This is a genomic window from Pleomorphomonas sp. JP5 (genome assembly GCF_023721815.1).
In the GTDB taxonomy this organism is placed as follows: Bacteria; Pseudomonadota; Alphaproteobacteria; order Rhizobiales; family Pleomorphomonadaceae; genus Pleomorphomonas.
Map to the genome: position 1 here is coordinate 685,937 of NZ_JAMDLI010000007.1, position 17,104 is coordinate 703,040.

Consider the following 17,104-nt stretch of genomic DNA (forward strand, 5'->3'; position numbering starts at 1 on the left):
AATCGACAGGGTATCAGTCGGCTTCTTCCGTTACGCCATTGTGCCGGTCGCGCCCGCCGACCACCATGAGCCCGGCCACGACGATCACCGCCGCGCCCACCAGCATCAACGGGTGCGGCCGGTCGCCGAACACCAGCCAGCCGAACAGGACCGCCCACAGCAAAAGCGTGTACTGGATCGGAGCCACCACGGCAGCAGGCGCCAGCTTGAGCGACCGGGCGATGCAAAGATGGGCCGTCATCGAGATGACGCCGAGGGCGATGAGCATCAAGAGGTCGACAGGGCCCGGCGTCACCCAGCCGAAGGGAGCCAGGACGGCGCCGATGAGGAGAGCGCCGATCGTCTGCCAGAACACGAGCACCCGATCGGGCGTGCCTCGGAGCTGGCGGCTTTGCACCACCATCATGGAGTAGCAGAGGGAGCCCCCTATGGAGACCAGCGCCGGCCAGGACAGGCTGCCCGAGCCGGGGCGCAGCACGAGAACGACGCCGACAAAGCCGACGGCGATCGCCAGCCACTGGCGGCCGCTCACCCGCTCGCCAAGTAGCCAGGGGGAGACGGCGGCGACGTAAATCGGCCCGGCCAGATAAAACGTCATGACGTCGGCGAGAGGCAGGAAGCGGACGGCCATGTAGAAGAACACGAGCTCGGCTGTTGCCAGCCCGACGCGGGACAACTGCAGCCCCGGCTTCTCGATCCTGACGAGGCTCGGCACGCCACCCTTCAGGAGCATGGGGGAGAGTATGACGAGCGCGGCGAGCGACCGCACCAGCACGATCTGGCCGGCCGAGTAGGTGTCCGCCAGCCATTTGCCCATGATGTCATTGACGGCGAACATGAAGTCGCCGAAGAACATCATGAATATACCGAGGCCGGCGGTGGAGCCGACGGCACGGCGGGTCAGAAGCGCGACGGACAACGGGAACTCCGCAGACATCCACGAATGCTGAGTTTCGATAGCCGATCCCCGTGCCCTTGGCGAGAATGGCCGGGCAATTTCCCGGCACCGTCTCTTATTTACCCGCTTGGCCGAGCGAGTGCACCAAGGCTAACCTCGTGCCGGCTCTTGCCGGTCTGGAGACACGATGCGGAAGCTTGAAATCCTTCTTTACACCCGCGCCTCCGGTGGCGGCGGTGCCGAACGTGTTTGGGCCATTCTCGCCAACGGTCTTGCGGCCCGCGGCCACCGCGTCACTTTTGCTTTCGACGAAACCACGGCCAACGATGGCGTGGATCCAGCTGTCGACGCAATCGAGGTTGGCAAGCACCACCCTGTCGCGGTGCTGCGGCTCGCCCGGCTGCTTCGGACCCGCCGTTTCGACGTGGTCGCCGGCGCCGTATCTGTTTCCTGCGTCAAGCTGGCAGTCGCCAAGGCGCTCGCCCTGTCACGGACGCCGCTCGTCTTTTCATATCACGGGTTCGAGGAGTACAAGACGGGCCGCCTGTCGGCCTTCGGCTTTTATGGTTTGCCCGTGCTCGTACCTTTGGTGCGACGCTTCGTCGGCGTCTCCGACGGCGTCGTTCGGGCGCTCGTCGAACGCTGGCATGCCCCGAAGGCTCGGACGGAGCGCATCTACAATCCGGTGCCATTGCTCGCTGCCGCCACCCCCGAGGAGATCGCCGCTCGCCCCCCGACCGTCGGCGCCGTCGGCCGCTTGTCGCGAGAGAAGGGCATGGACGTGCTGGTCGACGCCTTCGCTCGCCTGACGACTCCTGGCGCGACCCTCATCATCGGCGGCGACGGACCGGAGCGAGAGAGGCTGGCCGAACAGGTGGCAGCCCTTGGCATCGGCGACCGGGTCCGCTTTCTCGGGCGGGTTTCGTCGGCAGCAGAGGTCTACGGCCGGTCGAGCGTCGCGGCCGTGCCTTCGCGCACCGAAGCCTTCGGCATGACCACTGTCGAGGCGCTTTCCGCAGGTCTCGCGGTCGTGGCATCCGACTGCGAAGGGTCTCGGGAGATTCTGGCCGGACGTTACGGCACGCTCGTTCCGGTCGGTGATGCCACCGCGATGGCGATGGCACTCGACCGGGCGCTGGCAGCGGCGCCCGACCCCGGCCCGGGTGTTTCCCGGGCGCGAGAGTTCTCGGCCGAGGCCGGCCTCGATCAGTGGGAGCGGCTGTTCACCGGTCTGGCGGCAACCGGCTGACGGAGCGGAGCGCCGGCACGGCCGAGTGCGATATGCCGCTCGAACAGCTTCGGCATCTGCACGGCGACCGAGTAAGGCGTCACCTTGGCGCGGATCGTCTTGGGGGCGAGCCGACCGGCCGCGATATCCGCCGCCAAGCGCGCAAAGCTGTTGGCCATTGCCTCGGCGGCCGCCTCGCGGTCTTCTGGCCGTTCGACAAGGAAGCCAGATACACCCGTCTCGATCAGCGGGTCGTATTGCGGCAGCCGGATCGCTCCCATCGGACGGCCGCTCGAAAGCGTCTCCAGAAGGTAGCAGGGCATGCCCTCGAAGTAGGAGGTGAGAATGCCGCTGTGGCAGTTGCGCATGATCGCCGATACGCCGTCGCCGGTCTGGAAGCCGTGGCGAATGGTGAAGGGCTCGATGGCGGCGAACTCCTTGTCGCGGTGCGGGTCGGATGTGCCGACGTAATGGAACTCCAGCTTGCCGTCGAGCTTGGCATGGAGCCGCCGCAACGTCTCGAACATCAAGGGCGGATCCTTGAAGGCGTCGAGCCTGCCAGCGAACACCACGCGAAACACGTCGCTTGAGGGGAAGGGGGCGGCTGGGAAGCGCTCGGTGTCGACCGAGACGGTCATGAACTCTGATTTGCGCGCGACCCTGGGCATCTCGCGTTCGTAGCGGGCGATGATGTTGGGATTGACACCGACGACACGGGTGGCAAGCGCCAGGCCGATCTTCTCGCTGAGGCGGTGAAGCCAGAAGTGACGGCCAAGAAGGCTGTCCATCTTGTCGCCCTTGGTCTCCTCGTTGTGCACGAGTTGCACCACCGGGTGGCCAAGCAGGCGGGCAGGAATCGCCTGCTCGAAGCGCTCGATCTCGGTCGAGGCGGTCTCGCCGGCGGAGAGGCGGCGAATGGTCAGGAGATGACGCATGATGCCGAGGGTGAAGCGCAGCGTCACCGACTCGGTGATCCTCTTTGCCGCCGCGTGCATCGTCTCGCCGGGGATATGCACCACCGGCAGGAAGTCGATGCGGCGCCCCTCGAAGTCGATTTGCACCGGCTTGCCGATTTCAAGGTCGCCTCGTTCGTCGATGCCGACGAGGAGGACCGACACGTTGTCGGGGTGACGCGACAACATCAGCCGAACGTGTGTTTCGACACCGCCGACCTTGCCGCCGCGCGGGTCGATCGAGTGGAAGAGTGTGATGCGATGCGTCATCGTATGGTCACTCCTCACCAGTCGTTTTGCCGGAAACCGGGGTCGAGCGCCGTCGCCACAACCGACCTGCCAGGCTGCGCGCGTTGTAGCGCATGAGGTAGAGCGCCGACAGCGCATAGCGCTTTCCGAGGCGGCGTGGATCGTGAACGAGTCGCCATAGCCATTCGAGACCGGCTGCCTGGAGCACTTCCGGTGCCCGGCTTTGGCGACCGCCAATGAAATCGAGCGCGGCCCCGATGCAGACGAAAGTCACGCCGGGCGCCCACCGCCGGGCAAACTCGGCGAAAATCTCCTGCTTGGGGGCGCCGAGCGCCACGAAGCAGATTCGGGCGCCGCTCGATGCGATGCGTTCGGCCGCGGCTCGGGCGTCCACGCCGAAAGGACTGAAGCCGTAGGGGGGGCTCTCGAAGTCGGCAACGACAAGGCGCGGATACTCGCAGCGGAGTACGGCCACGCTGGTGGCGAGCGTCTCCGGACTCGTACCGAAGAAATGCACGGGAACACGCGCAAGAGCCGCCGCCCCGCAGAGTGGGCGCACAAGATCGGCGCCAGTGACGCGGACGAGGCTCGCTCCTTGCCGGCGCGCCATGGCGACAACCGGGGCGCCATCGGCCGAGATGTATGTCGCCTGATCGTATGCGGCGCGGAAGGCCGGATCATGCTCCAGTTTGACGAGATGGTCGAGGTTCAGCGTGAAGACGGTGCCGCCCCTGCCTGTCAAAGCGTCAAAGGTGACGAGATGAACGAGGTCGGCCTGCTTCCCGATGTTCACACGTATCGTGTCGATCGTAGCGATCGGTTCGGGTGTGCGGCCGGATTCTGCAGACTTTGCGGCTTCGGTCGAAACCGGACGATCGATAAACAGACCTGACATTGGCGACTCTCCGGCGCGTCAAGCGCCATCCCGACGCCGGAGACACACGACGGACCATCAAGGCCCCATCCTCGCCTCCCAGCGAATTGCGTTTTCCGGAAAATGCCAAGCTGTCGACATGGCCTTCCCTTCGACGCAACCTAGATCGACCGCGGTTCAATACGGATTTATCCGATCCTTCAAATTGTAATGAAATGCCGATTTGTTTCGATCGGAAGGGCCGCAAGGCGTGCTTGCGGTCGCTCTGCCACCACCAAAGGCGTGCAAAATCGAGGCGAAGGGGCGTCCCATCTGCCTCGCGGGTAGGGTCAGGCGCGCTCGGCCACCGCGAGAGTGTCGGTACGTTCGTGCACCAGTACCACGCCGGTGAACGCGGGCAGTATGCTGGCGAGATCGCGGACCATTTCCGCCGCCTCGTCGTCCTGCTCGATGATCGCGTCGGCGACGATCAGCACGGCGTCAACCCGGCCAAGAAGCGCCTGGAACAGTTCAGGCGAGTGGCGGTGCCCGCAATGCAGGATGATGCGACCAAAATCCTCGGCCAGCTTGTCAACGAAATCGGCGACACGGCCGACGTCGGCGGCGATATCGTCCGCCGAGTCCGGGCCGCCGACGCCGATGAGCGTCAGGTCGGGCCCTTCCTCGCAAACGGCGATGCTGGTCGCGTCGGCCCTGCCGGCTATGACGTCGATGACGCCGGGTATCGCCTCGTCGACATAGGCACGATGCAGCGGCAGCTCATCCCAGGATGCATCGATGAGCAGAACGCCGTCCCTGGTCGGCACGTGGGCGAGACCGAAGGCGATGGTTGCCGCCGCCGGGCCGTGGTCGGCGCCGAGCACGAGGACCAGACGCGACGCGCCGGCCGCCGCCGTGATCTTGCGAACGAGTGCTCCGAAAGCCTCGGAGGAGGTCTGGCTGGGCAGGCCGTCGCCGTCGGTAAGGGCGCTCGTCAGGATGTCGCGCGGCATCCGGCCGACTGACCGACCGCGAAGGTCGCGCTCGAAAGCGCGCGTGGCGACGGTGAACTCCGCAAGAACTGATGGCGCTACGGGCTCTTTTGCCGCGGCACTGCCGGGAAGAGTCTCATCCTCTACCGGAACTGCCGGTGCCTGCGTGCCGGACGCATCCTCTTCTGGCGGTGTCTCCAGCTCTGGCGGTGACGTCAGGTCTTCGCGGGGAGGCAGAGGCAGCGAGCCGGTGTCCGTGGGCGCCGCGAAGGCTTCATCGCTTGTCTCCCGATATTCCGGCAAATACCGGCGGCCGCGATAGACGGCGATGGTCAAAGCCAGACCAAGACCGGCAATGGCGCAAAGGGCCAGAACGAGGGTCTGACGTGGTGCATAGGGATACAGCGGAATGCTGGCTGGTGCGATGACGCGGGCATCCGATACCTGCGTATTGGCCTGCAAGGTGATTTCCTCGGTACGCGCGACATAGGTCTTGTACATGTCGGCGCGCAGAGAGGCTTCGTTCTCGAGTTCGCGCAGCTCAATGGTCCGCTCGCTAGTGTCGGTGACCACGGCGCCAGCATCGTCGAGCGCCTTTCGCGCAGCTGCTTCGGAGGCCGCCGCCACCTGGTATTCGGCATCGGCGCTGACAGAGAGGGTCTTGAGCTCACCTTCGATCTGGGCTTCGGCGCGTACGAGATCGGCACGCGCCGCGACCATGCGGGGATGGTTCGGGCCGAGGTCCTGACCAAGCTCGCCAACCGTACGAGCGGCGAGTGCCCGTTCGATTTTAAGGCGACTCAGGACCGTGGAATCTATGCCCGTCAGAGCGGCGTCCGATCCACCGGCGCGGGCGGCGGCGATCTTGTCGCGACGGGCCTTGGCATCCTGGGTGCGTACGCGGGCGGCGACATAGGCGTCGTTGAGCTGGCGTAACGTATCCTCGTCCACGGACCGGCCGTTTGCCGTGAGAATTCCATGATTCCGGCGGTAGGCTTCGAGCTTTTCCTGGGCGGTCCGTGCCTTCGCCCTGAGGTCGTCGAGCTGTCGGTTGATGAGGTTGCTCGCCTCGCGGACCGCAGCCTGCTTCACCTCAACCTGGTTTGCGACGAACGCTTCGGCCAGTTCCTGGGCGATGCGAGCGGAAAGGTCGGCGGCTCTGCTGCGAACCGAAATGTCGAGGACATAGGTCTGGTCGGCGCGCTCAACCTTGATGGCCTTGACCAGCGCCCTCAGTGTTTCGTCGCGACTGCCCCCGAACTCCGCGTCGCTTTGGAGCCCCAACGTATCGATGACCGTCGAGAGGATCGAGGCGGACGTGACGACATTGGCCTGGGTGTCGACCCAGGCAGCATCGACGCCCTGCATTGGCTGCGAAAGGCCAGGCACGGCCACGACCTGCTTGTCGCTGGGGTCGAGCAACACCCTGGCCGTCGACTGCCAAACCCTGGGGGCAAACGTCGCATAGACAAAGCCTGCGCCGACAAACAGCAGCGTGACCAGCGCAATCAGCCGCCACTGACGGAAAAGAATGGAAAGCAACAGGCCGATGTCGACCTCGCCCGGGCGGCGTGTTTCCTCGGCCGCCCGCCTAACAGTGCTCTGGTCATCGGATATGATGAGGCTGTTCAACTTGCTTATCCGCCCGTGTTTGCAGCTTGTTAACCATAGGGCGGCGCGCTTAAGGAAACGTGAACGATGTCGATCGAAATAGAGGTACCGATCCTCCTCGCGAAGACCGCGAGTTAACCATGCAGTCGTGACGATCCCACTCAAGTTTTCAGAAGGTTTCACCCACGGGATCGACCTCAGTATGGCATTGCGGGCTTTTCAGCTTCCCGTTTCCTATCGCGCCGGCAGTGCCGGCTTTGCGATCGACGTCCGACCGTTCGCGGTGGGGCTGACGGTTCTGTCCGTGCTCGCTCTCTTTCTTCTGTCCGGACCGATGCTCAACCTCTTGGGCGTCCCCTATGACGCGGCGGGCGGCAGCCCGCTCCTCAAGATTCATCCGGCCAGCTACCTGTCCGTTCTGGCGCTTGTCGCCTGGATCGTTGTCGACGGTGGCCTCGGACCATTTCTTGGTCGCAGTTGGCGGGACAGCCCTGGCCTAGTGGTTCTCTTCCTCGCCATCGGTCTTCTCGCTTTCCAGGTCATTGGGGTTCAGAAAACGCCGATTTCCCAGGTAACCGACAACTTCGTGATGACGGCCTGCCTGTTCGCTTCCCTCGTCCGCCTGGACCCGCGCGAGATGCGGTTTGTCGCACTGCTCGTGCAGGGCATCCTCGTGCTCAACAGCTCTCTCGGTTACGCCGAAGGGCTTAGCGGCTTCCGTTTGACCCCTCTCTATGTCAACGGCGAACTGCTCACATGGGAGTGGCGGGCAACGGCGCTGCTTGGCCATCCCTTGATGAACGCCATGGTCACGACGGTTTGCCTGGTATCGCTAGCCTTGGGTGTCGGGCCGTTCCGAACGGTGCCGCGTCTCCTTCTGGTCGTGTTCCACTTTGGAGCGCTGTTTTTCTTTGGCGGTCGTACCGCCATCGTTCTGTCGGCCGCTGCCCTTTTCGCCATTGCCGCCTTCTCGGGCGCTCGGCTGTTGCTCGGACGCCGTTTTCCATTGCCGGTGGCCGCTGCCGCCATCTTTGCCGCGACGCTGCTGGTGATCGGTGCCGTTCTGGTCGTCGACGGCGGCATGGTCGACCGCCTGATTGGCCGTTTCATCAATGACGACGGCAGCGCCATGGCGCGCGTTGCCATGTTGTCGATCTTTCGCGACATGTCCTGGTCGGAGGTGATCTTCGCGCCGGATGTTGTTTCCGTGAAGGCGATGCTGCCGAGGATCGGAACGCCGATCGCCATCGAGAGCGCCTATATCGGCTTCATCGCCTATTATGGCGGCTTCGTCACACTGTTCTTTCTGATGGGGCTCGCCGCCTTTTTCGCCGAACTGGTCCGACGTTTCGGGGCAACCGTCCTCCTTCCGCTCGGCATCTACTTCCTGATATCGACGGCGGTATCTTCCTTCTCCACCAAGTCGATCGAGCTTGGCCTGCTCACCACACTCGTCATCACGGCCTTTGCCAGCCGCCTTCGGCCGCCGGAAAGGTCGTCATCATGCTGATCCGTCAGACGCTCCTCTATCTGCCGGCACAGTTCCTGTCGCCGGTCGCCCAGTTCCTGTCGGTAATGATCTGGACCTGGTGGTTGTCGCCGGCCGAGATGTCCACCTTCGTGCTCGTCACCTCGACGCAGGAACTGGCCTACATGTTGAGCCGCTCCTGGTTTTCTTTCTACACGCTGCGCTTCCTGCCCCCGTCGGAGAATGTTGCCGGGCGCCGCCGCTACCTTGAGACCGAGACGACGCTTCTCGTTCTGATGACGCTTCCGGAGCTTGGCGCCGCCGCTCTCTCCATGCATTTTTTCGACGGACGCGGCGATCCTCTCCTCGTCTTTCTGATCATCGCCGCCTACTACGTGACGCGCGGCCTCAACAATCACTTCGGCGAGCGGGCCAGAGCGCAGGACAAGATTCTTGCCTACACGCTCCTGTTGACGTCGGGCCCGGTCGGTGGCCTTGTCGCGGGCATTGCCTCCATCGAGCTCTTCGGTGCTTCCGCCGGCCAGCTTCTGATAGCCTACGCGGCGATGCAGGCCCTTGGCACCGCCATTGCACTTCCGATGATCGGCGCGAGCCTCAAGACGGCCCGTCTCGACCTTGCCATCTTGAAGGCGGCCATTCTGAATGGTGGGCCAATGTTGGCCGTCAACGGGATCGGATGGTTCGGCGAGAACGGTATTCGCTATGTTGTCGACTACATCGGCGGTTCGGCCGCCTTTGGCTTGATGGCGGTTGGCTGGGGGCTCGGCCGACGCTCGGCTTCCGTCGCATCGATGCTGGTGTCCGTGGCCGCTTTCCCGATCGCCTCCCGCCTGATCAATGCCGGCGACCGCAATGCCGCGCTTGAACAACTCAAGGTCAACGCGGCCCTTCTCACCGCCGTGCTGCTCCCTTCGGTGGTGGGGCTTTGGCTTGTTACCGACATTCTCGTCGACCTCGCTGTCGCCGAGACATATCGCGACGTGACCCGGTCGATTCTCGGGCTTGCGGCATTCGGTGGCATGATCCGCGCCTATCATGCCCACGCCACCGGCCAGATGCTGACGCTCGACAGCCGATATGGACTGCTGGTCATTATCGGGCTGTTCGAGGTCGTGGCCACCGCGGGCCTAGCCGTCGTCGGCTTCTCGATGAACTATCTCGTCGGCGTGGTCATCGGCGCGCTGATCGCTTCAGGCCTGACGCTGGCCCTTTCGGCCACCATTGCCATCAGGTTGTGCGGTTTCCGCGTCCCCGTGCTTGACACTGTTCGCATCGCGCTAGCGACGACCATCATGGGGGGCGTTGTCTATGCGATAGATTGGCCGCACACCGCCCTTGGTCTTGTGGGCGCCACGCTGATTGGCGGTCTTTCCTATACCGTGGCGCTCGCCGCCGTCTATTATAGGCATCTGCCGCCACTGGTCGGCCTTATCACTGCAAAGTTCGCGGGGACGCGCCCATGACGTTTATTTCCCAGGATTTTCTCGACGATCTCTTGGCGCAAGAAGAGCGTCTGCAGTTTCCCTCCTTCGATAACGAAACCGCCATCGAACTCGGCCTTCTTATGGTGGAGCTCGGTCGTTCCCGCAGCTTGCCGATCACCATCGATGTGAGGCGAGCCGGCCAGCAACTCTTCCATGTAGCGCTCCCTGGGACCAGCGCCGACAACGACGAGTGGGTCATCCGAAAGAACGCCGTTGTCATGCGCTTCGGCCACTCCTCTTACTACATGGGGAGAAGAGCGGCCTTGAAGGACGTGCCGTTCCATGAGGCGATGCTCGTCGATCCGCGCGAATATGCCGCCCATGGCGGCGCTTTCCCGATCAGGGTGATCGGCACCGGACTCGTCGGCACCGCCACAGTATCGGGACTGCCGCAGCACGAGGACCATGCCCTCGTCGTCGAGGCCATCGAAGGCTTTCTCGCAAGGCGGAGCTGAAATCTTCAGGTGGCCGGTGACCGGTCGGAAATGTCTCGCTGCATCAAGGCCGAAAGGTGCCGTGCGCGGTCGGATCCACCGACGGTGCATTCCTGCATTTGCTCCGGCGACGGGGCTCGACTTTGCCTTCCGTCTGCGTACATAACGAGCGTGACCGTTTTTCAGGCGCGCCGTTGGGCGTTGAGGCTGCGAGCCTCGAAGGGGAGTACCGGTTCGTGGAGATCAAGTGGCTCGAGGATTTCGTGAGCCTCGCCAACACGCGCAGTTTCTCGCGCTCCGCAGTGGAGCGCCGCGTCACGCAGTCCGCTTTCAGTCGCCGTATCCAGCAGCTGGAGCAATGGCTCGGCGTACCGCTGGTTGATCGCTCAACCTACCCGACCACGCTCACCGCTGAAGGTCGTCGTTTTCGCGAGACTGCCGAGGAGGTGTTGCGTCTCATCCTTCTCGAGCGCGCGGAGTTGCGTTCGGGGCGGGCGCAAGGGCAGGGCATTCTCACCTTCTCGACGCTGCATTCCCTGTCGATTTCCTTTTTCCCGTGGTGGCTCAAGGATGTCGAGGCGGGGTTCGGGCCGATCCATGCCCGGTTGATCACCGAGAACTTCCACGACAGCATTCGAATGTTCGCGGAAGGCGATTGCGATTTCCTGCTCACCTACGAGCATCCGCGCGTGCCGGTGCTGCTCGACCCCGAGCGTTTCCCTTCCCTGGACCTTGGTGGTGACAGGGTGATCCCGGTATCGGCCCCTGATGAGTCCGGGGCGCCGTTGTTCCCGCTCCCCGGTGGGGCGGACAAGCCGGTCCCCTATCTTGCCTACGCGCCGGAGACCTTCCTCGGCCGGCTCGTGTCCGTGCTTCTCGCCGAGCGCGGCGAAGCGCTGAATCTCGCCAAGATCTACGAAAACCCGATGGCCGAGGCGATCAAGACCATGGCGATCACCGGGCGCGGCGTGGCCTGGCTCCCCGCGAACACAATCAAGGCGGAGATCGAGTCGGGAAAGCTGGTGGCCGTCGATCCCGAGGCGGTGATCGAGATGCGCATCCGCATCTACCGCAACATGGACAAGGTGCGCGCCCGAGTCGAGCGCCTGTGGACCTATCTCAAGGATCACACCGACGCGGCTCCGACGGCCCACGCGCCCTCCTGAACTCCGTCCGACCGAGGCTCGCCATGCTCGACCTACTCATTGAAAACGCCAATCTCGCCGACGGCCGCACCGGTGTCGACATCGCCATCAGCGACGGTCGCATCGTCGACATCGGGCCGGCCATCGGTGGACCGGCTCGCTCGACCGTCAATGCGACCGGGCGGCTGGTGACGCCGCCATTCGTCGATCCGCACTTCCACATGGACGCGACGCTGTCACTCGGTCTGCCGCGCATGAACCGATCGGGCACGCTGTTGGAGGGCATCGCGCTGTGGGGCGAACTGAAGCCTCTCCTGACCCAGGAGGCGGTGGTGGAGCGGGCTCTCCGCTACTGCGATCTGGCCGTCAGCCAGGGGCTGCTCGCCATCCGCAGCCACGTTGACGTCTGCGATGACCGGCTTCTGGCCGTCGAAGCACTCCTTGAGGTGAAGAAGCGGGTCGCCCCCTATATCGATCTGCAGCTCGTCGCCTTCCCGCAGGATGGCTTCTATCGGTCACCGACGGCCGAACGCAATCTTCTCAAGGCGCTCGACATGGGCGTCGATGTCGTCGGCGGCATTCCGCATTTCGAGCGGACCATGTCCGATGGCGCGGCCTCGGTGCGCCGCCTTTGCGAGATCGCAGCCGAGCGAGGCCTGATGGTCGATCTCCACTGTGACGAGAGCGACGACCCCTTGTCGCGCCACATCGAGACGTTGGCAGCCGAGACGATCCGCACCGGCCTGCAGGGCAGGGTGGTGGGCAGCCATCTCACCTCGATGCACTCCATGGACAACTACTATGTTTCCAAGCTGATTCCGCTGATGCGGGAGGCCGGTATCCACGCCGTCGCCAATCCGTTGATCAACATAACACTGCAAGGGCGTCACGACACCTACCCGAAGCGGCGCGGCATGACCCGGGTGCCCGAACTGCTGAAAGCCGGCGTCAATGTCGCCTTCGGCCATGATTGCGTGATGGATCCCTGGTACTCGATGGGGTCGGGCGACATGCTGGAAGTGGCGTCCATGGCTGTGCATGTCGGCCAGATGACGGCGCTCGATGCGATCGACGCCGCGTTCCACTGCGTCACCGACCGGGCGGCAAGAGCTATCGGGCTTGAGGACTACGGGCTTGAAGTCGGGAAGGCCGCCAACCTTGTGGTACTTCAGGCGCGCGATACGGTGGAGGCGATCCGCCTGAAGCCGACGCGTCTCAGCGTGGTGCGGAATGGAAAGGTGATCGCCGACACGGCGCCGCGTATGTCTCGGCTCGACCTGCCCGGCCGCCCCAACACGGTCGATCCGGCTGCCTATGCGCCACCGCGCGGCGAGTGAACCTTTGCGTCAGCTCTCGCCGTCCCAATAGTCGAGGCTCGCTTCCGGCCAACCCATGAAGCGAAAGCGCTCGGTGCGCGTGGCGTCGCCGGGCGAGATTCGGCCCGTCACCAGGAACTTACCCGAATCCGGGTAGTCGACGATGTCGGGCTCCGCCTTGGTCGAAATTGCCAGGTAGCGGAGCGGCGTGTCGGAGGTATTCTCGATCTGGTGGGCGGTCTCCGGGCCGCCGGAGGGGCAGGAGATGATGTCCCCGGCTCGAACCGGATATCGTTCGGCACCGATGCGAACGTTCCCTTCGCCCTCCAGGATCAGGAACATTTCCTCGTTGTATCGATGATTGTGAAAGGGCGAGGCGCGGCACCCCGGAGCTGTCTCGATCAGCGAGCAGCCAAGCATCCTGGCGCCTAGCCGGGCACCGATGGCGGCAAAGCGCGCCGCGTAGCCCTCGGGCGCGGTCCGATCGATGTCGTCTTCGGGGTCGAAGGCGATCTCCGCGAGGTTGACGATCCCAGGCAGCGTTTCCTCCCGTCAGCCCTTTTTCCGGGCTTCCTGCCATGTGTTGGTCTGGCTCAGCATCGACTTGAGATAGGCGACGTTGGTTTCAGCCTGCGCCGGGTCCAGCTCCTGCCGGGCAATGGCGTCGGCCTCCTTGAACTTGCCTTGCAGTCCCAGTACAAGCGCCAAGTTCTGGCGGATGCGGCTTGTCGCCCCCGGCAATGCCGTCGCCTGTCGCAATGTCTTCTCGGCGTTGGCGACGTCGCCGGCCAGGAGATAGGACAGAGCAAGGTTGTTGTAGATCGAGGCTTCGCCCGGCGCGATCTGCAGGGCTTTCTGATAGGCGGCGCGCGCCTCGGCCGGGTTGCCCTGCTGATCGAGGATGGCGCCCTCGGCGGAGTAGAGCTTCCAGTCGGGCTGGTCTGGCTTCTGGGTCTGGCGGATGACCCGGAGGGCCTGATCGAAGTTGCCGTTGGCGGCGAGCGCCTTGCCGTAGGCGGCGCTCATTTCCGGATCGTTCTGCGAGGCGACCATGCCCTTCTCGAGGACGGCAACGGCCTGATCGGTGCGTCCCCCAAGGCGCAGGGCGGCGGCGTAGTTGAGGATGTTGGTTCGATTCTTGGGGTCGGCGTCGTAGCGCTTGCCCCAGGCCGACGCCGCGTTGGCAATCTGCGCATCGGTCATTCGATCCACGGAACCGGTCACCGAGACATCGCCCCGGGTCGTGAGCACCGGTCTGTTGCTGGAGCACCCGGCAGAGGCGAGCGCCAGCGGCAGCAGCAGGGCGAGAAGCGTGGAACGTCGGACGGAAAACAGCATCGATCTCACCGTGATGAGGGGCGGCTCCACCGCCTTGGGGCCTATCTTTGGTAATCTGTTAACCCTAACGGCCGGTTAATCCGTTGCTTTGCGCGCTGATGTGTTCGCCTTGCCGCCGCCCGACCGTCTCTCTACATTCAAAAGAATTTCAACCGGAGTTTGCTCTCTTGCTGCCCGCATTTGCCGCCGCCGATGAACCCGCCGTCTCCATCCACGCCGTCACCGCCGAGGGCCTTGACGCCAAGCTCGCCGAGCTCGGCGCCGCCGCCTGGGCAAAGGCCAATGCCTTTTCTGCCGATGAAGGCTCGGTCCTTCTGCTGCCGAACGCCGAAGGCGAGCTGGCAACCGTGTTGTTCGGCCTCGGTCGCGAGGGAAGCGCTCGGCCGCCGCTCCTTGCCGGAAAGCTGGCTACGGCATTGCCGGCCGGCACCTATCGCCTGGAAGGCTGGCCGAGCAATGTCGGTGAAGCGGCCTTGGCCTTTGCACTCGGATCCTACCGTTTCGAGCGTTATCTGAAGCCGAAGACCAACACGCCGCGTCTCGTCCTGCCGGAGGGCGAAGAGGGGCTGGAAGCCGACCGGATCGCCGCCGCCATCTACATGGTGCGCGACCTTGTCAACACACCTGCCAACGATCTTGGTCCGGCCGAACTGGCGGCTGTCGCCCGGGACCTGGCCACCGCCCACGGTGCGGTCTTCGAGGAGTACCTCGGCGACGATCTGCTCGCCCGCGAGTTCCCGCTTGTCGAGGCGGTTGGGCGCGGCTCAAGCCGGCCTGCTCGCCTGATCACCTTCACCTGGGGGAGGCCCGACGCTCCGAAGGTGTCGCTGGTCGGCAAGGGCGTCGTCTTCGATACCGGCGGTCTCGACATCAAGGGTGGCAGCTACATGCTGCTGATGAAGAAGGACATGGGCGGCGCGGCCAATGTGCTCGGTCTGGCCCGTCTGATCATGGAGGCCGGCTTCGACCTGCGCCTGCGGGTCGTGTTGCCGATCGTGGAAAACGCCGTGTCTGGCGCCAGCTACCGGCCGGGCGACGTTTTCCCGTCCCGCAAGGGTCTTACTGTCCAGATCGGCGACACCGATGCCGAGGGGCGTCTGGTTCTGGCCGACGCGCTGGCTTTCGCCGACGACGAGGCTCCGGATCTCCTTGTCGATCTCGCTACGCTGACCGGGGCCGCCCGCGTCGCGTTGGGGCCGGATATCCCGCCTTTCTATACCCGCGACGACGCTTTCGCCGCCGACCTCTCGGCGGCAAGTCTCGTTGCTGGCGACCCGCTCTGGCGCCTGCCGCTGTGGGCGCCCTATGAAGACGGCCTGAAGTCGAAGATCGCCGACCTCAACAACGTCTCTCCCGGAGGCTTCGCCGGTTCGATCACTGCGGCGCTGTTCCTCGGTCGCTTCGTCGAGAAGGCGAGGACCTGGATGCACGCGGACATCTTCGCCTGGGTGCCGGCGGCGCGGCCTGGGCAGCCGGAAGGTGGAGAGGCGCAGGCCATCCGGGCCCTGTACGGCTATCTCAAGGACCGTTTCGGCCGCGGCTGAGAGCGGTCTTGTAATCCATCGCGTTAAAAAAAGCTGTTCGGCGGCGCATACTTATGCCGCTGCCGGGCGGCTCGTCTGCGTCTTGCGCATTGCTCTTGTCCGAGCCATTCCGTGAACGCGGGGGATAGTTTTTGTTAAAGCCATGAAAAGAAAATATAAATTGGCTTGCGTTAGGTTCGACGATGCTTCGTCGGCATTGCAGGCCGAATTTCCGGTACGGGGTGGGCCGCATACCAAATCCCCCCGATCTCGGATATTCGCCGCAAATCCACGAGAATTGGTATGACGGGGGCGTCGCCGCTCGCCGTATCCTCGGTCAATCCAACGAGAATCGATAGAGTATCGCCAATGTCGACATCCTCCCCCATGATCCTGGTTATCAACAGCGGCTCCTCGTCGTTGAAGTTCGCCATCTACCCGGTCGGCGAACGCCAGCCGCTGGCTTCCGGTCTTGCCGAGCGTCTCGGTCAGAATGATGCCTCGATCCGCTTCGATGTCGACGGCACGAAGAACAAGGCGCCGCTGGCGTCCACCGATCATCAGGGCGCGGTCGACGCTCTGATGGCCTTCCTGAAGGAGCGCGGCTGGTTCCAGCGCGTGGCCGCGGTCGGCCATCGCGTCGTCAACGGCGGTGAGCGCTTCACCGAGAGCCGGATCATCACCGACGACGCCATGATCGAGGAGATCGGCACCTGCCCCTTCGCGCCGCTGCATAATCCGGCCCATGCCATCGGCATGCGCGCCGCCGTCCACGCCTTCCCGTCGCTGACGCAGGTGGCCGTTTTCGACACCGCCTTCCATCAGACGATGAAGCCGGAGGCCTTCCTTTACGCCCTGCCGCGCAAGTATTACCGCGATCTCGGCGTGCGTCGTTATGGCGCCCACGGCACCTCGCACCGCTACGTCTCCGGCGAGGCGATCCGCCTTCTGGGCCTCGATCCGAACGACAGCGGCGTCATCGTCTGCCATCTCGGCAACGGTTCGTCAGCCACCGCCGTCCTCAACGGCAAGTGCGTCGACACGTCGATGGGCCTCACCCCGCTGGAAGGCCTCGTCATGGGTACCCGCACCGGCGACGTCGACTACGGTGCGCTTGCCTATATCGCCAAGAAGACCGGCCTCGATGTCGATGGGCTCGAGAAGATGGTCAATCGCGAGAGCGGCCTCCTCGGCCTGTCGGAACTGTCCAATGACTGCCGCACCCTGACCGAGGCGGCGCAGGCCGGCAATCATCAGGCCGAAGAGACACTCGACGTCTTCGTCTTCCGCCTGTGCCGCTACATCGGCGCCCTGACCGCCGCTCTGCCGCGTCTCGATGCTGTCGCCTTCACCGGCGGCATCGGTGAAAACTCCGCCTATATCCGGGCCAAGACGCTGAAGCGCCTGTCCGCCCTCGGTCTCGACCTCGACGAAGAAGCCAATGCCAAGATCTACGGTGGCAAGAGTGGCGTCGTTTCGTTGTCGAAGAAGCCGGTGGCCATTGTCGTGCCGACCGATGAAGAGCGCGTGATCGCCGAGGATACGGCCCGCCTCGCCGGTCTCCTGCCTGCCAACGCCTGATGCGAAAGGG

The 17,104-nt window shown here is 64.2% G+C and carries 14 protein-coding genes; 8 read left to right on the forward strand and 6 right to left on the reverse strand.

Translation table 11 applies throughout. The features are described 5' to 3' along the window. Window positions 1-13: 13 nt before the first annotated feature. The gene (locus tag M4J40_RS10155; protein WP_251753964.1) at window positions 14-919 is read right to left on the reverse strand and encodes a DMT family transporter; all 906 of its coding nucleotides are present in this window, start codon (window positions 917-919) and stop codon (window positions 14-16) included. A gap of 166 nt (window positions 920-1,085) precedes the next feature. Between M4J40_RS10155 and M4J40_RS10160 the strand changes: the two genes are divergently transcribed. Beyond that, entirely contained in the window at window positions 1,086-2,147 is a 1,062-nt protein-coding gene (locus M4J40_RS10160; protein WP_251753966.1) for a glycosyltransferase, read from the forward strand. Here the strand turns inward: M4J40_RS10160 and M4J40_RS10165 are convergent. The 3 genes from M4J40_RS10165 to M4J40_RS10175 form a co-directional block, all read right to left on the reverse strand. After that, window positions 2,105-3,349 carry a glycosyltransferase gene (locus M4J40_RS10165; RefSeq protein ID WP_251753967.1) on the reverse strand — a complete coding sequence of 415 codons (1,245 nt, stop codon included), beginning with the start codon at window positions 3,347-3,349 and terminating at the stop codon, window positions 2,105-2,107. The genes M4J40_RS10160 and M4J40_RS10165 overlap by 43 nt on opposite strands. 7 nt (window positions 3,350-3,356) lie before the next feature. Next, complete coding sequence (locus M4J40_RS10170) at window positions 3,357-4,223, reverse strand: WecB/TagA/CpsF family glycosyltransferase (protein WP_251753968.1); 867 nt, start codon at window positions 4,221-4,223, stop codon at window positions 3,357-3,359. Window positions 4,224-4,531: 308 nt separating this feature from the next. Continuing rightward, window positions 4,532-6,805 carry an exopolysaccharide transport family protein gene (locus M4J40_RS10175; RefSeq protein ID WP_251753969.1) on the reverse strand — a complete coding sequence of 758 codons (2,274 nt, stop codon included), beginning with the start codon at window positions 6,803-6,805 and terminating at the stop codon, window positions 4,532-4,534. Window positions 6,806-6,986: 181 nt separating this feature from the next. On the opposite strand from M4J40_RS10175, the gene M4J40_RS10180 reads away from it, so the two are divergent. The 5 genes from M4J40_RS10180 to M4J40_RS10200 all read left to right on the forward strand — a co-directional run bounded on the left by M4J40_RS10180 (window position 6,987) and on the right by M4J40_RS10200 (window position 12,673). Then, window positions 6,987-8,294 carry a VpsF family polysaccharide biosynthesis protein gene (locus M4J40_RS10180; protein WP_251753970.1) on the forward strand — a complete coding sequence of 436 codons (1,308 nt, stop codon included), beginning with the start codon at window positions 6,987-6,989 and terminating at the stop codon, window positions 8,292-8,294. Further along, the gene (locus M4J40_RS10185) at window positions 8,288-9,736 is read left to right on the forward strand and encodes a lipopolysaccharide biosynthesis protein (RefSeq protein WP_251753971.1); all 1,449 of its coding nucleotides are present in this window, start codon (window positions 8,288-8,290) and stop codon (window positions 9,734-9,736) included. Before M4J40_RS10180 ends, M4J40_RS10185 begins: the two co-directional genes overlap by 7 nt. Further along, entirely contained in the window at window positions 9,733-10,212 is a 480-nt protein-coding gene (locus M4J40_RS10190; protein WP_251753972.1) for a heme-degrading domain-containing protein, read from the forward strand. Before M4J40_RS10185 ends, M4J40_RS10190 begins: the two co-directional genes overlap by 4 nt. A gap of 215 nt (window positions 10,213-10,427) precedes the next feature. Next, window positions 10,428-11,357 carry a LysR substrate-binding domain-containing protein gene (locus M4J40_RS10195; RefSeq protein WP_251753973.1) on the forward strand — a complete coding sequence of 310 codons (930 nt, stop codon included), beginning with the start codon at window positions 10,428-10,430 and terminating at the stop codon, window positions 11,355-11,357. 23 nt (window positions 11,358-11,380) lie between these two features. After that, window positions 11,381-12,673, forward strand: coding sequence for an amidohydrolase family protein (locus M4J40_RS10200; RefSeq protein ID WP_251753974.1), 1,293 nt, complete (start codon window positions 11,381-11,383; stop codon window positions 12,671-12,673). Window positions 12,674-12,682: 9 nt separating this feature from the next. Here the strand turns inward: M4J40_RS10200 and M4J40_RS10205 are convergent, their stop codons facing one another. Together M4J40_RS10205 and M4J40_RS10210 are read right to left on the reverse strand one after the other, a co-directional pair. After that, window positions 12,683-13,072 carry a cupin domain-containing protein gene (locus tag M4J40_RS10205; RefSeq protein ID WP_251753975.1) on the reverse strand — a complete coding sequence of 130 codons (390 nt, stop codon included), beginning with the start codon at window positions 13,070-13,072 and terminating at the stop codon, window positions 12,683-12,685. Between the two features lie 132 nt (window positions 13,073-13,204). Beyond that, the gene (locus M4J40_RS10210; RefSeq protein ID WP_251753976.1) at window positions 13,205-13,990 is read right to left on the reverse strand and encodes a tetratricopeptide repeat protein; all 786 of its coding nucleotides are present in this window, start codon (window positions 13,988-13,990) and stop codon (window positions 13,205-13,207) included. A gap of 170 nt (window positions 13,991-14,160) precedes the next feature. On the opposite strand from M4J40_RS10210, the gene M4J40_RS10215 reads away from it, so the two are divergent. Together M4J40_RS10215 and M4J40_RS10220 are read left to right on the forward strand one after the other, a co-directional pair. After that, the gene (locus M4J40_RS10215) at window positions 14,161-15,534 is read left to right on the forward strand and encodes a leucyl aminopeptidase family protein (protein ID WP_405030742.1); all 1,374 of its coding nucleotides are present in this window, start codon (window positions 14,161-14,163) and stop codon (window positions 15,532-15,534) included. A 348-nt stretch (window positions 15,535-15,882) separates the two neighbouring features. Continuing rightward, on the forward strand, window positions 15,883-17,094 hold the full coding sequence (locus M4J40_RS10220) for an acetate/propionate family kinase (RefSeq protein WP_251753977.1): 1,212 nt from the start codon (window positions 15,883-15,885) through the stop codon (window positions 17,092-17,094). Window positions 17,095-17,104 lie beyond the last annotated feature (10 nt).

Coding starts and splice junctions, on each gene's coding strand:
- M4J40_RS10200 (WP_251753974.1), top strand. CDS start 11,381: ATGCTCGACCTACTCATTGAAAACGCCAATCTCGCCGACGGCCGCACC.
- M4J40_RS10190 (WP_251753972.1), top strand. CDS start 9,733: ATGACGTTTATTTCCCAGGATTTTCTCGACGATCTCTTGGCGCAAGAA.
- M4J40_RS10205 (WP_251753975.1), bottom strand. CDS start 13,072: ATGCTTGGCTGCTCGCTGATCGAGACAGCTCCGGGGTGCCGCGCCTCG.
- M4J40_RS10165 (WP_251753967.1), bottom strand. CDS start 3,349: ATGACGCATCGCATCACACTCTTCCACTCGATCGACCCGCGCGGCGGC.
- M4J40_RS10160 (WP_251753966.1), top strand. CDS start 1,086: ATGCGGAAGCTTGAAATCCTTCTTTACACCCGCGCCTCCGGTGGCGGC.
- M4J40_RS10210 (WP_251753976.1), bottom strand. CDS start 13,990: ATGCTGTTTTCCGTCCGACGTTCCACGCTTCTCGCCCTGCTGCTGCCG.
- M4J40_RS10185 (WP_251753971.1), top strand. CDS start 8,288: ATGCTGATCCGTCAGACGCTCCTCTATCTGCCGGCACAGTTCCTGTCG.
- M4J40_RS10220 (WP_251753977.1), top strand. CDS start 15,883: ATGTCGACATCCTCCCCCATGATCCTGGTTATCAACAGCGGCTCCTCG.
- M4J40_RS10180 (WP_251753970.1), top strand. CDS start 6,987: ATGGCATTGCGGGCTTTTCAGCTTCCCGTTTCCTATCGCGCCGGCAGT.
- M4J40_RS10170 (WP_251753968.1), bottom strand. CDS start 4,223: ATGTCAGGTCTGTTTATCGATCGTCCGGTTTCGACCGAAGCCGCAAAG.